Consider the following 18,037-nt stretch of genomic DNA (forward strand, 5'->3'; position numbering starts at 1 on the left):
GCAGTTCACAGTGAGTCGTAGGAAATATCCCTGACAGAGTATCGCCAGGACATCGATGTGACGAGCGCTCGTGTGGTGAGGCCTGTAGGAGCTGCCGAAGGCTGCGATCTTTTGATCTTTTGATCTTTGATCTTTCGCTTGCGATTCAATTGCCAGGGGAAAGATCGCAGCCTCGTTGCACTCGTCAGCTCCTACTCAGCTTCTACTCAGTTCCTACGTCGTCGGCGTATTTGCCATGTCACCAAGCCGAGCAGCAACAACCCCAGCAGACCGCTCACCCCCCAAACCAGCTCATCGTCGCCGAGCAATGGTTTCTCGATACGCAGGTATCCCGGGTCCTTGAGCAGTTCGCGCAGAGCCTGGTTGGCCTGCTCCAGGCTCACCGCCTGAAGGCGCACGGCTGGATTGGTGAAGCGGCCGTCGTCGTAATCGCCAAGGGCACCCCAATAGTAATCGGCCAGGGCGCTGTTGCCTTGAACCGCCCAGGACTGATGGGCGATGGCGGCGCGTTTGATGCGCACGAAACTCTCCGGGTCCAGGCCATCCTTGAGCAACGCGGTGCGCATTTGCTCCAGCGCCTGCTCGGCCTGGGGCAGGTCATCGCGGGCCAGGTCCGCGTTCAGGCTGAAGAAGCCAACGCCGCCAAACACCTCGCGCTCCACCCACGGCCCGTAGGACAGGCTGCGGGCCAGGCGCAGCTGGCGATAGAGCGCCCAGTCCAGATAGTCCTTGAGCAGGTCGAAGGTTTCGTCGTGCTGTTGTTCGAGCACCGGCTCCGGAAACAGCCAATGAAGCTTGGCGCCATTGCCCACTAGCCCGCGCGTCAGGTTGCGCTTGGTGACCGCGCTGTAGCGGATCTGCGGTAACGCTGCGTGAGCGCTGGGCTCGACCGGCTCCAGTTCGCCGAAGGTCCGTTCCAGATAGGCCGGTAGCAACCGGTCCAGGTCGCCGACCACGATCAGCGTCATGTTGTTCGGTGCATACCACGCCTTGCGTGCCTGTTCGATCCTGGCAAGGGTGAGGTGCCCGACCTCGGCGCGCTCCGCACAGCGCAGTCCCAATTCCACTGCCAGTTGATTGCCTGCCTTGTGGCCCAGGTCCTGATGATCGAGCCAGCGCTGCAGATGGGTGTAGTGGCCGCCATCCTCGCGTTCCACCACACGTTTGGCCGCCTGCAGGGCGTTGTCGTCGATGCGGGTGCGGGTCAGCAGTGCCATCAACAGGTCCAGGACCTTGCGTTGATTGCGCGCCGGCGCCTCGATGACGAACGTCGTGTCGGCGTTGCTCGTGAAGGCATTCCACTCGCCGCCCAGCGCCTGCATGCGCTCTTCCAGCCCGCCTTCGCCGCTGTCATCGACACCGCTGAACAGCAAATGCTCAAGCAGGTGGGGCAGTTCCTTGTCGGCGCAGCTGAAGTCGTCCAGCCCCACGCCCACCACCAGGCGGATCGCCACATGCCCGCGCTCGCTGCCCGGCTTGAGCAGCAGTTGCATACCGTTGGGCAGCACATACCCCTCGACCTGGAATCGATCCAGCGCGACCACCGGCAGTGAACCGAGCAAAAGAACGGCGAGCAACAGACAACGCATAGCGAGCTTCCTGGCGGCTGATTGGAGGTCCATGTGCCGGGCAGGCCGTCATTGCAGGCAACTTCGCGCCCCACCTCGAACCCAATGGATTTCCATGGCGACGTGGGGCCGGCTTGCGTGCGAATGGTTTAAGCCCAGGCCAATCTTACTGACTGAGCAATGCGCCAGTCGTTCAAGGCGAATGGGTGACGTCGGAAATTTCATCAGCCGCGAGCGCACCGGTCTCGGAAGTCCCCAGCACCACGTAGGCGCTGCCGCAGAACAGCGAGTTGAGGCGTTTCATGTCGGCGATCAGTTCAAGGTGCAGGGAACTGGTCTCGATGCTTTGTACGATTTTTCGCTGTAAACGGCTGACGTGTGCGTGGGCCAGTCGTCTTTCCTGCGCTCGAAAGCGACGTTTCTCACGCAATAGCTGACGGGCGCTCTCCGGGTCGGCACTGAGGAACACCGACAATCCCAGCCGCAGATTGGCGATCAACTGGCTGTGCAGCGTCGCCAACTCTTCCAGGCCAACCTCGGAAAAGGACCGACGTTGCGCGGTTTTCTGTTGCTGGACCTTGCGCAACATGCGTTCGATGAGGTCGCTGGCCAGCTTCAGGTTGATCGCCAGTTCAATGATTTCCGCCCATCGGCGGCTGTCCTGTTCACTGAGGTCCTCACGGGGCATTTGGGCCATATACAGCTTGATGGCGCTGCACAGCGCCTCGACGTCATCGCTCATGCTCCGTACTTGTTGGGTGACTGCGGTCTGCCCACCGCGCAGTACGTCGAGCATGGCTTCGAGCATGGTTTCGATCAGGTCGCCGATGCGCAGGGTTTCCCGGGCGGCGTTCGCCAGGGCCAGGCTCGGCGTGGCGAGGGCGGTGAGGTCCAGGTGGCGGGGCTTGGCCGTGCCGTTGGTGTCAGGACGCTCCGGCAGCAGCCACGCACACAGCCTGGCCATCGGCCCGACGCTGGGCAGCAGCACCAGGCAGCGCACGGTGTTGTAGAGCAGGTGAAATCCGATCACCGTTTCCTGGTGGCTGAAATCCAGGCCGTCCAGCCAGCCCACCAGCGGATCGAGCACTGGAATGATCAACAACAGGCCGATCAGCTTGTACAGCAGGCTGCCCAGCGCCACCTGGCGGCCCGCGGCGTTCTGCATGCTGGTGCTGAGAAAGGCCAGCACGCCGCTGCCGATGTTGGCGCCGATCACCAGGCCGATGGCCACCGGCAGACTGATCACCGCGGCGCCGGCCAGTGTCGCGGTCAGCAGCACGGCGGCGAGGCTGGAATAGGAGATCATCGCGAACAGCGCACCCACCAGCGCATCGAGCAGGATGTCGCCGGTCAGCGAGGCAAAGATAACTTTCACACCCTGGGCCTGGGTGATGGGCGCGGCGGCTTCGACAATCAATTGCAGCGCCAGGATGATCAAGCCCAAGCCGATGCCGACCCGGCCCATTTGCCCCAGGCGGGTCTGTTTGCGCGACAGGAAAAAGATCACCCCGAGGAAAATCAGCAGCGGCGATAACCACGACAGGTCCAGAGTCAGTACCCGCGCCATCAGGGCCGTGCCGACATCGGCGCCGAGCATGGTCGCCAGGGCAGGGGTCAGCGCCATCAGGCCTTGGCCGACGAACGAAGTGACGAGCATGGCCGTGGCATTGCTGCTCTGGACCATGGCGGTGACCATGATGCCTGCGACGAACGCCAGCCAGCGCCTGGACATGTTCTGGCCAATGACATGGCGCAGGTTGGTGCCATAGACCCGCAGAATGCCGGTACGGACGATGTGTGTGCCCCAGATCAGCAGGGCCACGGCGGAGAGCAAGTTCAGCAGGGTCAGCATGAGAAGCCCCCTGTTAGCGTCCCAAAGGGACCAATTGACGGTGCCACATTTTTTTTCGTTGTACTTAAGCTGTAGTTGGCCAACGGTTCGAGCGCCAGCATTGCATAGCTAAAGAATCGATTGAAACAAAAGTGTCATAAAAAACCATTCACCAAAGACACCACGAAATCCTGTGGGAGCGAGCCTGCTCGCGATAGCGGTCTGTTAGCCAATGAAGATGTTGAATGTTGCGGCCTCATCGCGAGCAGGCTCGCTCCCACAGGTTTTGCATCCGGTTGCTTTCCGGCAGGCATGAAAAAGGGGCTCGAAAGCCCCTTCGTTCAAATGCCCCACGCCATTACTGACCCGGCATATCCTTGCGTAGTTTCACCGGATCTTGCTGTTTGCGCTTGCGCGCCATGGCGGTGCGCATCTTGATGTTGAACGCTTCGACCGCGAGGGAGAAGGCCATGGCGAAGTAGACGTAGCCTTTTGGTACGTGCACGTCGAACGATTCGGCGATCAGCACGGTGCCCACCACCAGCAGGAACGACAACGCCAGCATCTTCAGCGATGGGTGCTTGTCGATGAACTCACTGATGGTGCCCGCTGCCAGCATCATCACCAGCACCGCCACGACGATTGCCGCGACCATCACGGGTACATGGGAGACCATGCCCACGGCGGTGATGACCGAGTCCAGGGAGAACACGATGTCGATGATCGCGATCTGGACGATGGTGTAGATGAAGTTGCCGCCCTTGCCCGTAGGCGTCTCGCCGGTTTCGTCTTCGCCTTCCAGCGCGTGGTACATCTCCTGGGAGCTTTTCCACAGCAGGAACAAGCCACCGAAGAACAGGATCAGGTCCCGCCCGGAAATGCCCTGGCCGAACACTTCGAACAGGTCGGCGGTCAGGCGCATGACCCAGGTAATGGACAGCAGCAACAGAATCCGCGTGATCATGGCCAGGGCCAGACCGAAGATCCGGGTGCGTGCCTGCATATGCTTGGGCATGCGGCTGACCAGGATCGAGATCATGATGATGTTATCGATGCCCAGGACAATTTCCAGGGCGGTCAGGGTAAAGAAGGCAACCCAGATTTCCGGGTTGGTCAGCCATTCCATGTGAGTTCCTTTAGCGAGTGTTGGGCCGCGCCGCGCCTTCGATGATCGAAAGGGGGCGACGCAGCGGGCATTGCTTTTATAGAGTGCTGAACAGCGGAAAAATCCCCATCAGCAAGGCGGCAAACATTATGCACAGGCAAACCAATACTGCCCACTTCAAGGTGAAACGTTGATGGTCACCAAACTCGATTCCGGCCAGGGCTACCAGCAGGTACGTCGACGGAACCAGCGGACTGAGCAGGTGGACGGGCTGACCAACGATCGAGGCGCGGGCCATTTCAACGGCCGTGATGCCGTAATGACTGGCCGCTTCGGCCATGACCGGTAACACCCCATAATAAAATGCATCGTTCGACATGAAGAAGGTGAACGGCATGCTCACCAACGCGGTGATCACCGCCAGGTAAGGGCCGAGGAAGTCAGGGATCACCGCCAGCAGGCTCTTGGACATGGCGTCGACCATGCCGGTGCCGGACAGGATACCGGTGAAGATACCCGCCGCGAAAATCAAACCGACCACCGCCAGTACGCTACCGGCATGCGCTGCAACACGGTCTTTCTGCTGCTGCAGGCAAGGGTAGTTGACGATCATCGCGATACTGAACGCCACCATGAACAGCACCGGCAGCGGCAACAGGCCAGCGATCAGGGTGCACATCAGCGCCAGGGTCAACGCACCGTTGAACCAGATCAGCTTCGGACGACGGGCGTCCGGGAATTGGGAAACGCTGATTTCGCTGTGGTCGATGTCATCACCGACCAAGTGCAATTCACCCAGACGGGCGCGCTCGCGTTGACCGTACATGTAGGAAATCGCCAGGATCGCCGCAACGCCGGCCAGCATCGCAGGAATCATCGGCACGAAGATGTCGGATGGATCGACATGCAGCGCACTGGCCGCACGGGCAGTCGGGCCGCCCCAGGGCGTCATGTTCATCACGCCACCGGCAAGAATGATCAAGCCGGCCATGATCCGTGGGCTCATGCCGATGCGGCTGTAGAGCGGCAGCATGGCGGCCACGCAGATCATATAAGTGGTCGCGCCGTCACCATCAAGGGAAACGACGAGCGCCAGAACGGCGGTGCCGACCGAAACTTTCAACGGGTCGCCCTTGACCAGCTTGAGGATCTTGCGCACGGCCGGGTCGAACAGGCCGGAGTCGATCATCAGGGCAAAATAAAGAATCGCGAACATCAGCATCACCCCGGTCGGGGCAAGCTTGGTGATGCCTTCGAGCATCATCGGACCGATCTTGGGAGCAAAACCACCGAACAGGGCGAACAGGATCGGGATGATGATCAGGGCAATCAGCGCGGACAGGCGCTTGGTCATGATCAGGAACATGAACGTGATGACCATGGCAAAGCCAAGGAAAGTCAGCATAGGAAATACTCCAGGCGTGGCGCGACGGGCAAAGGCGAACCGGACAGGTCAGCGCAGGATGCAGAGCACGGGACGGACGGAGGGAGTTGACGCGACGGGACGGGTAGCAGCGGACATCAGAATCACCATTGTTGTTGTTAAAAGGGCCTGGCGAGCATTCGAAACTCGCTTCTGGCCGACCGGTCTGTTGCCGGTAGTGGGGCGATCCTAATCGCGCAAGCTTTCAACTACCTTTCGCAGAGAAAGGTCTGACGAAGGTCCACGGGATTTTCTCAGTCGCAATGGCAGCTTAAAGGGCCGGTCCTATAGGCGAATTCTGAATCTCCTATGAGCCCTGCTCTTCGCTGTATCCACGGTAATCAGAGTGGTAGGCTTGCCGCCAATTGCGAGTTTTAGACGGGGCTTCAGCCAATGCTAAACAGTGTTGAATTAGATAATTTCGGCCCGCTACAGCAGATCCGCTGGGGCAAGCTTTCGAACATCAATTTGATCATTGGCGCCAACAGCAGCGGCAAGACGTTTCTGCTCAAAGCCTTGTATTGCAGCATGCGGACACTTGAGGAGTATCAGCGCGGAAATGATCAACGATCGGCAGCCGAGATATTGGCTGATAAGCTCTACTGGACCTTCCAGGCCGATAAGATTGGGGACCTGGTTACAAAAAATGCCGATAGACCGCTGGCCTGCAAGATCAACGTTGATGCGCGAGAGTTTCGTTACAGTTTCGGCAGGGATACCGCTAAACACATAGCTTCCTTGGAAAATCACGTGTCTCCGCGTGAAAGTAACTCTGTCTTTCTGCCACCCAAGGAAGTGCTGTCACTTCAAAATATCATTTTGAAAAGCCGTGATGTCGATAAAGAGTTCGGCTTTGACGATACTTATTACGACTTGGCAAAAGCGCTGCGCATGGCTCCTACGAGGGGTAAAAATCACGCGCACTTCGCAAAGGCCAGGGAGAACCTGGAGGACATGTTCGACGGCAAGGTCGAATTCGATAGCAAGAGCAACCGCTGGCAGTTCAAGAAGGGCAACCAAAAGTTTCCTATTGGCGCCACCGCCGAAGGCGTGAAAAAAATCGCCATTCTCGACACGTTGCTGGGCAATCGTTATTTGTCAAAGGACTCAGTCGTCTTCATTGATGAGCCGGAGTCTGCGCTTCATCCCGTCGCTATCTCTCGTCTGATCGACATCATCGTGTCCCTTGCCTCCAGCGGTATTCAGTTTTTTATAGCCAGCCATTCGTATTTTGTAGTGAAAGCGTTGTACATCGCGGCACAAAAGCAACAGATGTCCGTGCCGGTCCTGTCCTTCGTCCAAAAAGATTGGGAGGCCGATGATTTGCTATCGGGAATGCCCGCCAACCCGATCATCGACGAGTCGATCCGGCTTTATGAAAAGGAAGTGGAGTTGACTCTGGGATGAGTATTTCTTTCGTTGAGTCAGGGATGCGTTTTGGGCCGTATGCCATAGACGAAATCTTCCCGATCGAGCAGAGTCCGCTTTATAAAAGTCTAGGGCAAGGCTTGATGATCGCAGAGTTCGTACTCTTACGTTCGGCTCCGAGCGGGGCAGAGGAAGTCTGGGTGATCGAAGCCAAGTCAAGTGCCCCACGGGCTTTTGGAAACTACATCGAAGAAATACGGCAAAAACTGACGAACTCTGTTCAACTGACCGTTGCCTCTTGCTTGAAACGCCATCCGCAAGCGGTCGATATATTACCCTCCCGTTTTCTGGACTTGGATCTCGGTGCCTGTACGTTCAAATGCATACTGATCATCAAGGGTTTCCGCAAAGATTGGCTACCTCCATTGCAAAGTGCCTTGGTTAAAGAGATGAACTCACTGGTTAAAACCATGGGCTTCAAGCCGGGCTCCATCAGCGTCATCAACGATGACAAAGCGCGTGAACTGAAACTGATTCTCTGAGCAGTTCCTACCAGGATTCATTGCTGCTCGATTAACTCAAAAATACCGAAAGATCCAACGGTCGCACCGCGCCCATCCAGATCGCATGGTCGGTGTGGTCCGTCAGGTCGTCGCCGGTGTCCGGGTGAAGAAATATCACCAGGCCTTTGCGATTAAGCGCCAGCCACGGCAAGACCACGCCGATGTGCTGTGGATCGAACGCCAGTTGGCAGCTCCAGTCCGGGTGCGGTCCGACCGGGCGTTGGTGGATACGGCCCATTTTCAGCCCAAACAGTCGCGATGCTTCCTCGCACAGTGCTCGCGCCTGATTGATGGTGTGGGCGTCGAAATAGACATGGGCGTGGTAGCCCTTGATCCGATGCATGTGCCGCTCCTCGAGAACTGGCCGAACCGAGGTCGTCTCCCGCGGGTCAGAGCCTTTACACGCGAGACAAAAAAGGACAACCAGCCATGAAAAATGCCGAAACCCCGGTCACCAAAGTGGTGCTCTATGGTGCCATGAGTAGCCTCGGCAGTGCGTTGATGGCTGAAATGCTGCGGCGCCAGCACGAAGTCATCGCTGTTCTCGACGACCTTACGGCCTTGGCGCCGCGCCCCGGCCTGCGGACCAAGACCGGTGACCTCTACGATCCCCAGCGGGTCAAGCAAAGCGTGGCCGGCGCCAATGCCGTGGTGTGTCTGTTGAACGCTCCAGGGTTGCCGATGAACAGCGAGCACTTGGAGCGCACTCTTATTCCTGGTCCCGTGGAGCAGGTGTTGGCCGTGGATGCGTTGATCGCCGGGATGGAGGCGGCGAGCGTTCCCCGGCTGTTTCTGGTGGGGGATTTCGCCGTCCTCGACGAGGAGCAGCCGGACGATGTATTGCAGCGCCATGCCGCCGAAGAAGTCCTCGACGCCCTGAACAACAGCACGTTGCAATGGACCCTGATTGACTCACCCTACGCAACGCCCGGCTTGAGCATCGAGCACTTCAGCCAGGTCAGCACGAGCCTGGAACCCGGCATGGCCGAATCACTGGAGCGGCTTGGTCGTGTTGCCGTAGGCATTGCCGATGAGCTGCGCTTGAATCTGCATGTGGGCCAGCATGTCAGTTTCGTCGCCGCCCTATAGGCGCTGCCGAGGGCTGCGATCTGTTCAAACCGCAATGGAAGGTAATGCCAGACCCGTTAGCGATTCGGCGCTGTTGGCCTGCTCCTCCATCAACCAGTCCACAAACTGCCTGATCAACACCCCGCGCCGTTTACGCTGGGGCAAGACCACGTAATACCCTGATCGTGACAGGACCGTTTCAGCGACCGGACGGCACAGCAGGCCTTGGGCCAATAAGTTATCCACAAGGTATCGCCAGCCGATGGCAACGCCCTGACCGCCAATCGCCGCCTGGATCAGTAAGGTGTAGTTGTCGAAGCGCAATTGTCCGGGCGCCGGGGGCGAGGTAATGCCCAGTTCACGGAAAACGCCACTCCAGTCGAACCAGTGGCTACTGTTTTCCCCGCGCAAATGCAGCAGCGGGAATTCCGACAAGGCTTGAGCCGACAAGGGCAGGGCGCGTTCTTTGAGCAACAGCGGGCTACACACCGGAAAGACTTCTTCGCTGAAAAGCCAGCGACTTTCGCCTTGTTTGAAGCGACCGTCGCCAAACAGCACCGCAACGTCGATATCCGTGCGCAGCATGTTGTGGTTGCGTTCGCTGGTCACCAGGCTGACGTCCACCTGCGGGTTGGCCGCGTGAAACCGATGCAAGCGGGGCATCAACCAATAGGCGGCAAAGGCGAAGTCCGTGGCGACTTGCAGGACTTCATGCTGGTCTTGGGCGGTGATTGCGCTCAATCCTGCGTCGATATTCTGCAAACCCGCCTGCACCTGCTCGAACAGGATTGTCCCGGCCTCGGTCAGTTCGATGCCGCGGTAGATGCGATCGAACAACCGCGTACCCAGTTGTTCTTCCAGGCGCTTGATCTGTTGGCTGATGGCCGGTTGCGTAGTGCCCAGCTCGATCGCCGCCGCCGTGAAACTGCGGTGGCGGGCTGCGGCTTCAAAGGCGCGGAACAGGTCCAGGGACAGGTTGCCCAAGGCTTCATACATAAGCTGTGCTTATCCTAGTCATTGCCTTATATGGGCTTTACCCATAAAGACGGGAGTTACATGCTCAAACGCAGCAATTTCGCATAACTGCTTACTATGGAATGCCGCGAATACATGAAGCGCAAGAACATTCTTTTCATCATGGCCGATCAAATGGCCGCGCCAATGTTGCCGATCTACGGTCCTTCGCCGATCAAGCTGCCGAACCTGTCGCGCCTGGCCGAGCAGGGCGTGGTGTTCGACGCCGCGTATTGCAACAGCCCGCTCTGCGCACCGTCGCGCTTTACCCTGGTGAGCGGCCAGTTGCCCAGCAAGATCGGCGCCTACGATAACGCGGCGGATTTTCCTGCGGACGTGCCGACCTACGCCCACTATCTGCGGCGCCTGGGTTATCGCACGGCGCTGTCCGGCAAGATGCACTTTTGCGGGCCGGACCAGTTGCATGGCTATGAAGAACGCCTGACCAGTGACATTTACCCGGCCGATTACGGCTGGGCTGTGAACTGGGACGAGCCCGACGTGCGGCCAAGCTGGTATCACAACATGTCTTCGGTGTTGCAAGCCGGGCCGTGCGTGCGCACCAACCAGTTGGATTTTGATGAAGAAGTGGTATTCAAGGCCCAGCAGTATCTGTTCGATCACATCCGTGAGGATGGCGACCAACCGTTTTGCCTGACAGTGTCCATGACCCACCCACACGACCCGTACACCATTCCCAAAACCTTTTGGGATATGTATGACGACAAGGACATCCCGTTGCCGCAAACACCGGGGCAAACGGAACTGGACCCGCATTCCCAGCGCCTGTTGAAAGTGTATGACCTGTGGGACAAGCCGCTGCCTGTGGATAAGATCCGTGATGCCCGCCGCGCGTACTTCGGTGCGTGCAGCTACATTGACAGCAACGTCGGCAAGTTACTGCAAACCCTGGAAGACACCGGATTGATGGACGACACGATCATCGTGTTCTCCGGCGATCATGGAGACATGCTCGGTGAAAAAGGGCTCTGGTACAAAATGCACTGGTTCGAGATGGCCGCGCGTGTGCCCCTGTTGATCAGCGCGCCGGGCCAATTCGCCAGCGGTCGGGTCGGGGCGGCGGTGTCCACTGCTGACTTGCTGCCGACCCTGGTGGAGTTGGCCGGTGGCACGTTGGAGCCCGGACTGCCACTGGATGGCCGCTCGCTGGTGCCCCATTTGCAGGGGCAGGGCGGTCATGACGAGGTTTTTGGTGAATACATGGCCGAAGGCACCATCAGTCCGTTGATGATGATCCGTCGTGGACCATGGAAATTCATCTACAGCGAAGACGATCCGTGCCTGCTGTTCGATGTGCGCAATGACCCCAAAGAACTGGAGGACCTCAGTCAATCGGCTGAGCATCAGTCCCTGTACGCCGACTTTCTCGCGGAGGCGCGAGCCAAATGGGATATCCCGGCCATTCATCAACAGGTCCTCGCCAGTCAACGCCGTCGGCGTTTTGTCGCCCACGCGTTGACCTTGGGCAAACTCAAGAGCTGGGATCACCAGCCGCTGGTGGACGCCAGCCAGCAGTACATGCGTAACCACATTGACCTCGACGATCTGGAACGCAAGGCCCGTTATCCACAACCCTGCCAAAACCAATAACGTAAGGGGAAGCACATGCAAAAGTTATCCACAGTACTGACCGCTGGGCTGTTGGCGCTTAGCAGTTCGGCGTGGGCCGAGCAAAGCTGCGAGACGGTGAAAATGGCCGACCCGGGCTGGAGTGACATCGCTGCGACCAATGCCATCACCGGCTTCCTTCTGGAGGGCATGGGCTACAAGGCCAAGGTCGACACCCTCGCGGTGCCGATCACCTTCGGTGGCCTCAAGGATGGTCAGGTTGATGTGTTTCTGGGTAACTGGATGCCGGCGCAGCAAGGGTTCTACGACAAGTTCGTGGCCAATGGCGATGTCACCCAACTGGCCAAGAACCTGGACGGCACCGAATTCACCCTGGCGGTCCCGGACTATGTCTGGGACGCGGGTGTGCATAACTTTGCCGACCTGAACAAATTCGCCGACAAGTTCGACAAGAAGATCTACGGCATCGGTTCCGGCGCCCCGGCCAACCTGTCCCTGAAGGAAATCATCAAGACCAATGATTTCGGCATGGGCGAGTGGAAGCTGGTGGAGTCGAGCGAGCAGGCCATGCTCGCGGAAGTTGCCCGGGCGGTGAAAAAACAGAAGTTCGTCACCTTCCTTGGCTGGACGCCACACCCTATGAACGTGCAGCTGAAAATGCACTACCTCAAGGGCGGCGAGAAGTATTTCGGTGATACCGGCAGCGTCTATACCCTGACGCGCAAGGGTTATGCACAGGCCTGCCCGAACGTGGGCAAGTTGTTGACCAACCTGAGCTTCACCCAGGAAATGGAAAACAGCATCATGGCCGAGGTGGTGAACAACAAAGTCAGCAACGCCGACGCGGCCAAGGCCTGGATCAAAGCCAACCCGGCGGTGCTGGATAAATGGCTGGAGGGCGTGAAGACCCTGGATGGCAAGGATGCGTTGGCGGCGGTGAAGGCCAAGCTCTGACAGCCCCGCTGCCTTGCGTGGGAGCACTGTCGCGAGGAAATCCATGTGGGAGCAAGGCTTGCCCGCGATGAAGACGACTCGGTCCTTCAGAGACCGAGGTGCCTATTTCGCGAGCAAGCTTTGCTCCCACATAAATCCCCTCACCATAGGGAGAACGGTGCCTAGCCCTGATACTCTTGCGCCAAACCCAGTCTTTGAGGCCCCATGGCATTTCCCACCCGCCATTCACTTTTTCCATTCCTGAGCTGGCTGCCGCGGCAGACCCGCGCCAGTCTCGGCCGTGACCTGATCGTCGGTCTGAGCGGTGCGATCCTCGCGTTGCCACAGTCCATTGCCTACGCCCTGATTGCCGGATTACCGCCAGAGTACGGCTTGTATGCGGCGATTGTGCCGGTGCTGATCGCCTGCCTGTGGGGATCGTCGTGGCACCTGATCTGCGGCCCTACTGCGGCGATTTCCATTGTCCTGTATGCCAGCGTCAGTCCCCTGGCCATGCCGGCCAGCCAGGACTACGTCACCTTGATCCTGTTGCTGACGGTGCTGGCGGGTGTTTTCCAGTGGCTGCTGGGGCTGTTGCGTTTCGGCGCGCTGGTGAATTTCGTCTCGCACTCGGTGGTATTGGGTTTCACCCTGGGGGCGGCGGTGGTGATCGCCCTGGGGCAATTGCCCAATCTGCTCGGTCTTGATCTGCCCAACGAAGCCACGGCGTTGAAGGGGCTGTTGATGTTGATCAGCCACATCGAGGCTGTGGATAAACCTTCGTTATTCCTGGGTCTGGGAACGCTGGTGCTGGGAGTGCTGCTCAAACGGCTGCTGCCGCGCTGGCCGAGCCTGTTGATAACTTTAATCATCAGCAGCCTGGTGGTCTGGCTCTGGCCAGGGATGTTCGGGCATGTCGCGTTGGTCAGCGCCTTTGCCGGGCGCCTGCCGCCATTCTCTGCGCTGCCGCTGGACCTGGATCTGATTCTGCGCCTGCTGCCCGGCGCCGTGGCGGTGGGCATGCTCGGGTTGGTGACCAGCCTGTCCATCGCCCGTTCGTTATCGGTACGCTCCGGGCAACTGCTGGATGCGAACCAGGAGGTCAGGGCGCAGGGGCTTTCCAATATCGTGGGAGGGTTCTTTTCCGGGTCCTTGTCAGCGGGTTCCTTTACCCGTTCCGGCCTCAGTTATGAGGCGGGCGCCTGTTCGCCCCTGGCTGGGGTGTTCTCGGCGCTCTGGGTGGCCTTGTTTGCGGTAACCGGTGCGAAGCTGATTTCCCACATTCCGATACCGGCCATGGCCGGCAGCATTCTGCTGATTGCCTGGGGTCTGGTGGACTATCGCGGTGTCCGGTCGCTGTACCGCGTGAGCCGCGCCGAATTCGTGGTGATGAGCCTGACCTGCCTGGCCACGCTGCTGCTGGAGCTGCAAACCGCAATCTACGCCGGTGTGCTGGCGTCGCTGTTTTTCTACCTCAAGCGCACCTCGCAGCCGAGGGTGCAACATTCCCACGAGGGCGAAGCCGACATCCTGCGGGTGGGCGGCTCGATCTTTTTCGGTGCCAGCCACTACCTGCAAGTGCGCCTGCAACGGTTGCAGGCACAACGGGTGGTGATCGATGCGCAGCAGATCAACTTCATTGATTATTCCGGGGTGGAAATGCTCCACCAGGAAGCCCGGCGCCTGCGGGGCCAGGGGCGTAGCCTGACGTTGCGCAAGGCCAGGCCGCATGTTGTGGAGGAGTTGAAGAAGCTGGAGGGGCCGGAGCACTGCCCGATTCTCTTTGAGGACTGAATGGATTCAACCCCTGTAGGAGCTGCCGAAGGCTCGGGCCGCGTTCGGACGATCTTTTGATTTTGATCTTTCACTTGCGACTCAATTGTCTGGGACAAGATCGCAGCCTCGTTGCACTCGACAGCTCCTACAGTGCCAGCTGGCGGCGCAGCTCGGCCAGTACCGGCGCGGTGTCCGGGCGTACCCCGCGCCACAGGTAGAACGCTTCGCCCGCCTGCTCGGCCAGCATGCCCAAGCCATCCATCGCCACCGCCGCACCCTGTTCGCTGGCCCAACGGCAGAATGACGTCGGTTCCTTGCCGTACATCATGTCGTAGCAGAACGTCATGCCGGGTTCGATCAAGCTCGCGGCGATCGGCGGCACATCCCCGGACAGGCTTGCCGATGTGGCGTTGATAATCAGGTCCACCGGCACTTGCAGCCAGTCGAAACCGCTGGCCGATACCGGGCCCAGGTCCGCGAACAACTCGGCCAGCAATTCAGCTTTTTCCACCGTGCGGTTGGCGATGATCACCGAGGCCGGCGCTTCGGCCAGCAGTGGTTCCAAGGCGCCGCGCACGGCACCGCCGGCGCCCAGCAAGAGGATGCGTTTGCCTTTGAGGTTCAAACCGGCGTTGACGGTCAGGTCCCGTACCAGCCCGGCACCGTCGGTGTTGTCACCCAACAGGCGGCCGTCGGCCAGCTTGCTCAGCGTGTTCACCGCCCCGGCCCGCTGGGCTCGCTCGGTCAGGCTGTCGGCCAAGCGAAAGGCGTCTTCCTTGAACGGCACGGTGACATTCGCCCCACGACCCTCGCGGAAGAATTCCCGCGCGCAGCCGGCGAAATCGTCCAAGGGCGCCAGCAGCGTGCTGTAGTCCAGCGCTTGCCCGGTCTGCTCGGCGAAGAGACGGTGGATCAGCGGCGATTTGCTGTGGCCGATCGGGTTGCCCATTACAACGTAGCGATCCATGGCGTTCTCCGTTCAGGCTGTCGCCAGCCAATCGCGATCCTGCAGGAAATACTCGGTCAGCCGCGCTTCTTCGCTGCCCGGTTCGGCCTTCCAGTCATAGCCCCAGCGCACTTGCGGCGGCAGGGACATCAGGATCGACTCGGTACGCCCGCCCGATTGCAGCCCGAACAGGGTGCCGCGGTCGTAGACCAGGTTGAACTCCACGTAGCGTCCGCGGCGAAACTCCTGGAATTCCCTTTGTTTGGCCGTGAACGGGTCGTGCTTGCGCCGGCGCACGATAGGCAGGTAAGCCTCGATGTAGGCGTCGCCGATGGCGCGCATGAAGGCGAAGCTGGTGTCGAAATCCCACTCGTTCAGGTCATCGAAAAACAGGCCGCCGATCCCCCGGGGCTCGTTGCGATGCTTGATATGGAAATAGCTGTCGCACCAGGCCTTGTAGCGCGAATACACGTCAGGGCCGAATGGGGCACAGGCCTGCTCGGCAACGCGGTGCCAATGCACGCAGTCTTCTGCCACGCCGTAGTACGGTGTCAGGTCGAAGCCGCCGCCGAACCACCAGACCGGTTCTTCGCCTTCCTTTTCCGCGATGAAAAACCGCACGTTGGCGTGGGAGGTAGGTACGTGGGGATTGTGCGGGTGGATCACCAGCGACACGCCCAGGGCTTCGAAGCCGCGCCCGGCCAGTTCCGGCCGATGGGCGCTGGCCGAGGGTGGGAGACTGCTGCCGAAGACGTGGGAAAAGTTGACGCCGCCCTTTTCAATCACTGTGCCGTTTTCAATCACTCGCGTGCGACCGCCACCACCGGCGGGTCGAGTCCAGGCATCTTCGACGAAACGAGTGCCGCCGTCTTCGGTTTCCAGGGCCGCACAGATGCGGTCTTGCAGGTCGAGCAGGTAGGCTTTCACGGCCTCGGTGCGAGTGGTCATGACATCACCTTGATCAGGGCTACGCTTCGCGGCTTGCAGCGGGCCGGTGGCAAATGGGCGCACAGGATACCACCGCACTTGCCTACGCCACAGTTGACGAAGGTCAAGCTTAGGAGTCCGATAGCAGGCTTGGTAAAAAGTCCACGGCAAGGAGAAAGTGAAGATGGCCAAACGTATCCAGTTCAGTTCCCACGGCGGCCCCGAAGTGCTCGAGTACGTGGGCTACCAGCCTGCCGAGCCGGGCCCGCAGCAGGTGCGGGTCAGCAACAAGGCGATCGGCCTGAACTTCATCGATACCTATTACCGCAGCGGCCTTTATCCGCCACCGGCACTGCCGTCGGGCCTGGGGGCCGAGGGTGCGGGTGTAGTCGAGGCTGTCGGCTCAGACGTCACGCGGTTCAAGGTCGGTGACCGGGTGGCCTATGGCAGCGGTCCGCTGGGGGCCTACAGTGATCTGCATGTGTTGCCCGAGGCCAACCTGGTGCATTTGCCCGAAGCCATCAGTTTCGAACAGGCGGCCGGCGTGATGCTCAAGGGCCTGACCGTGCAATACCTGTTGCGTCAGACCTATGAACTCAAGGGTGGCGAAACCATTCTGTTCCATGCTGCCGCCGGTGGCGTGGGCTCCTTGGCCTGCCAATGGGCCAGGGCCTTGGGCGTGAAGCTGATTGGTACCGTCAGCTCGCCGGAAAAAGCCGCCATCGCCAAATCCCACGGCGCTTGGGAAACCATCGACTACAGCAAGGAAAACGTCGCACAGCGTGTGTTGGAGTTGACCGACGGCAAGAAAGTCCCGGTGGTCTATGACGGTGTTGGCAAGGACACTTGGTTGACCTCCCTGGACTGCGTAGCGCCCCGTGGCCTGCTGGTGAGTTTCGGCAATGCCTCCGGTGCGGTGGAGGGCGTGAACCTGGGGATACTCGCGGCCAAGGGCTCGCTGTACGTCACCCGCCCGACCCTGGCGACCTACGCCAATAACGCCGAGAACCTGCAGCGCATGGCCGATGAGTTGTTCGGCATGATCAGCAGCGGCAAGATCAAAGTGGATATCAACCAGCGTTATTCACTGGCGGAAGCGGCCAAGGCCCAGGCCGAGTTGTCGGCACGGCGCACGACGGGGTCGACCATTCTTTTGCCCTGAGATACAAGGACGAAGGCCTGTTGCAAAACCTGTGGGAGCGAGCCTGCTCGCGATAGCGGCGGCTCAGCTGGAATTGAGCTGACTGATACACCCTTATCGCGAGCAGGCTCGCTCCCACAGTGGTTTTGTGCAAGAAGCAGAGTTTGTGTTCGGGTTCAGTCCGGCCGCACGACTTTGCCGGTCGCCAGGTCGCGAATCACACTGGGGTTCTTGCGCCCACCCAGGTTGCCACCCAGCACCAGGTCGATCTGCCCGCGGAAATACTGTTCGACGCGAATCCGCGTGCGCGCCGCCGGGCGGCCCTGGGGGTTGGCCGAGGTGGACACCAGCGGCCCCACCAGTGAGCACAGGTCCCGCACGGTGGGGTGATCGCTGACCCGCAGGGCAACCGTATCGTGCACACCGGTAATCCATTCCGGCAGCAGATTCTGGTGCGGCACCAGCCAGGTGTTGGGGCCCGGCCAAGTGCTGGCCATGCGATCCATCCAGGTTTCCGGGAAATCTTCGAACAGAAAGTCGAACTGGTGGATATTGTCAGCGACCAGGATCAAACCCTTGTCGGGCAGCCGCGATTTGATCGCCAGCAAGCGTTCCACCGCGTCTTCGTTCCACGGGTCGCAGCCCAGGCCCCAGACCGCTTCGGTTGGATAGGCAATCACCGCCCCGGCGCGAATTTCTCGCGCGGCTTGTTGCACACGCCAACTGTTGACCATGAAAGACTCTCCACAACGCAAATAAGGCTGTGCGCAGTTTACCGATCTTC

Annotated in this window: 16 protein-coding genes; 7 read left to right on the forward strand and 9 right to left on the reverse strand. The window is 59.8% G+C overall.

Annotation, left to right across the window (positions count from 1 at the left end; genetic code table 11):
• Positions 1–206: 206 nt before the first annotated feature.
• The 4 genes from BM132_RS19565 to BM132_RS19585 all read right to left on the reverse strand — a co-directional run bounded on the left by BM132_RS19565 (position 207) and on the right by BM132_RS19585 (position 5,909).
• Positions 207–1,589: a M16 family metallopeptidase gene (locus tag BM132_RS19565; RefSeq protein ID WP_092457960.1), complete on the reverse strand. Its 1,383-nt coding sequence runs from the start codon at positions 1,587–1,589 to the stop codon at positions 207–209.
• Between the two features lie 172 nt (positions 1,590–1,761).
• Positions 1,762–3,420, reverse strand: coding sequence for a Na/Pi cotransporter family protein (locus BM132_RS19570; protein WP_092399709.1), 1,659 nt, complete (start codon positions 3,418–3,420; stop codon positions 1,762–1,764).
• A gap of 337 nt (positions 3,421–3,757) precedes the next feature.
• Positions 3,758–4,525 carry a TerC family protein gene (locus tag BM132_RS19580; protein WP_092399711.1) on the reverse strand — a complete coding sequence of 256 codons (768 nt, stop codon included), beginning with the start codon at positions 4,523–4,525 and terminating at the stop codon, positions 3,758–3,760.
• Positions 4,526–4,601: 76 nt separating this feature from the next.
• Positions 4,602–5,909, reverse strand: a complete 1,308-nt coding sequence (locus BM132_RS19585) for a CitMHS family transporter (protein WP_092399713.1) — start codon at positions 5,907–5,909, stop codon at positions 4,602–4,604.
• Between the two features lie 411 nt (positions 5,910–6,320).
• On the opposite strand from BM132_RS19585, the gene BM132_RS19590 reads away from it, so the two are divergent.
• Complete coding sequence (locus BM132_RS19590) at positions 6,321–7,334, forward strand: AAA family ATPase (RefSeq protein ID WP_092457965.1); 1,014 nt, start codon at positions 6,321–6,323, stop codon at positions 7,332–7,334.
• A complete protein-coding gene (locus BM132_RS19595; protein WP_092457968.1) occupies positions 7,331–7,837 on the forward strand; it encodes a hypothetical protein in 507 nt (168 codons plus the stop codon). Before BM132_RS19590 ends, BM132_RS19595 begins: the two co-directional genes overlap by 4 nt.
• 31 nt (positions 7,838–7,868) lie before the next feature.
• Here BM132_RS19595 and BM132_RS19600 read toward each other — a convergent pair whose 3' ends face one another.
• On the reverse strand, positions 7,869–8,201 hold the full coding sequence (locus BM132_RS19600) for a DOPA 4,5-dioxygenase family protein (RefSeq protein WP_092457971.1): 333 nt from the start codon (positions 8,199–8,201) through the stop codon (positions 7,869–7,871).
• Positions 8,202–8,287: 86 nt separating this feature from the next.
• On the opposite strand from BM132_RS19600, the gene BM132_RS19605 reads away from it, so the two are divergent.
• Positions 8,288–8,947: an NAD(P)-dependent oxidoreductase gene (locus tag BM132_RS19605; protein ID WP_092457973.1), complete on the forward strand. Its 660-nt coding sequence runs from the start codon at positions 8,288–8,290 to the stop codon at positions 8,945–8,947.
• Positions 8,948–8,971: 24 nt separating this feature from the next.
• Here BM132_RS19605 and BM132_RS19610 read toward each other — a convergent pair whose 3' ends face one another.
• The gene (locus BM132_RS19610) at positions 8,972–9,922 is read right to left on the reverse strand and encodes a choline sulfate utilization transcriptional regulator (RefSeq protein ID WP_092457976.1); all 951 of its coding nucleotides are present in this window, start codon (positions 9,920–9,922) and stop codon (positions 8,972–8,974) included.
• A 114-nt stretch (positions 9,923–10,036) separates the two neighbouring features.
• On the opposite strand from BM132_RS19610, the gene betC reads away from it, so the two are divergent.
• From betC to BM132_RS19625, 3 genes are all read left to right on the forward strand, one after another.
• Positions 10,037–11,551, forward strand: a complete 1,515-nt coding sequence (gene betC / locus BM132_RS19615; RefSeq protein WP_092457979.1) for a choline-sulfatase — start codon at positions 10,037–10,039, stop codon at positions 11,549–11,551.
• A gap of 15 nt (positions 11,552–11,566) precedes the next feature.
• Positions 11,567–12,484, forward strand: a complete 918-nt coding sequence (choX, locus tag BM132_RS19620) for a choline ABC transporter substrate-binding protein (protein WP_092457982.1) — start codon at positions 11,567–11,569, stop codon at positions 12,482–12,484.
• Positions 12,485–12,688: 204 nt separating this feature from the next.
• On the forward strand, positions 12,689–14,257 hold the full coding sequence (locus tag BM132_RS19625; RefSeq protein ID WP_092457988.1) for a SulP family inorganic anion transporter: 1,569 nt from the start codon (positions 12,689–12,691) through the stop codon (positions 14,255–14,257).
• A 127-nt stretch (positions 14,258–14,384) separates the two neighbouring features.
• Here BM132_RS19625 and aroE read toward each other — a convergent pair whose 3' ends face one another.
• Together aroE and hemF are read right to left on the reverse strand one after the other, a co-directional pair.
• Positions 14,385–15,206, reverse strand: a complete 822-nt coding sequence (gene aroE, locus BM132_RS19630) for a shikimate dehydrogenase (RefSeq protein WP_092457991.1) — start codon at positions 15,204–15,206, stop codon at positions 14,385–14,387.
• A gap of 12 nt (positions 15,207–15,218) precedes the next feature.
• Positions 15,219–16,133 carry an oxygen-dependent coproporphyrinogen oxidase gene (gene hemF / locus BM132_RS19635; RefSeq protein WP_092457994.1) on the reverse strand — a complete coding sequence of 305 codons (915 nt, stop codon included), beginning with the start codon at positions 16,131–16,133 and terminating at the stop codon, positions 15,219–15,221.
• 163 nt (positions 16,134–16,296) lie between these two features.
• Here hemF and BM132_RS19640 point away from each other — a divergent pair, with 163 nt between their 5' ends.
• Positions 16,297–17,274, forward strand: coding sequence for an NADPH:quinone reductase (locus BM132_RS19640; protein ID WP_092457997.1), 978 nt, complete (start codon positions 16,297–16,299; stop codon positions 17,272–17,274).
• 155 nt (positions 17,275–17,429) lie between these two features.
• On the opposite strand, the gene BM132_RS19645 is transcribed toward BM132_RS19640, so the two are convergent.
• Positions 17,430–17,987, reverse strand: coding sequence for an L-threonylcarbamoyladenylate synthase type 1 TsaC (locus BM132_RS19645; protein WP_092399731.1), 558 nt, complete (start codon positions 17,985–17,987; stop codon positions 17,430–17,432).
• Positions 17,988–18,037 lie beyond the last annotated feature (50 nt).

This window comes from Pseudomonas sp. NFACC45 (assembly GCF_900113505.1).
GTDB classification, from domain to species: Bacteria; Pseudomonadota; Gammaproteobacteria; order Pseudomonadales; family Pseudomonadaceae; genus Aquipseudomonas; species Aquipseudomonas tehranensis.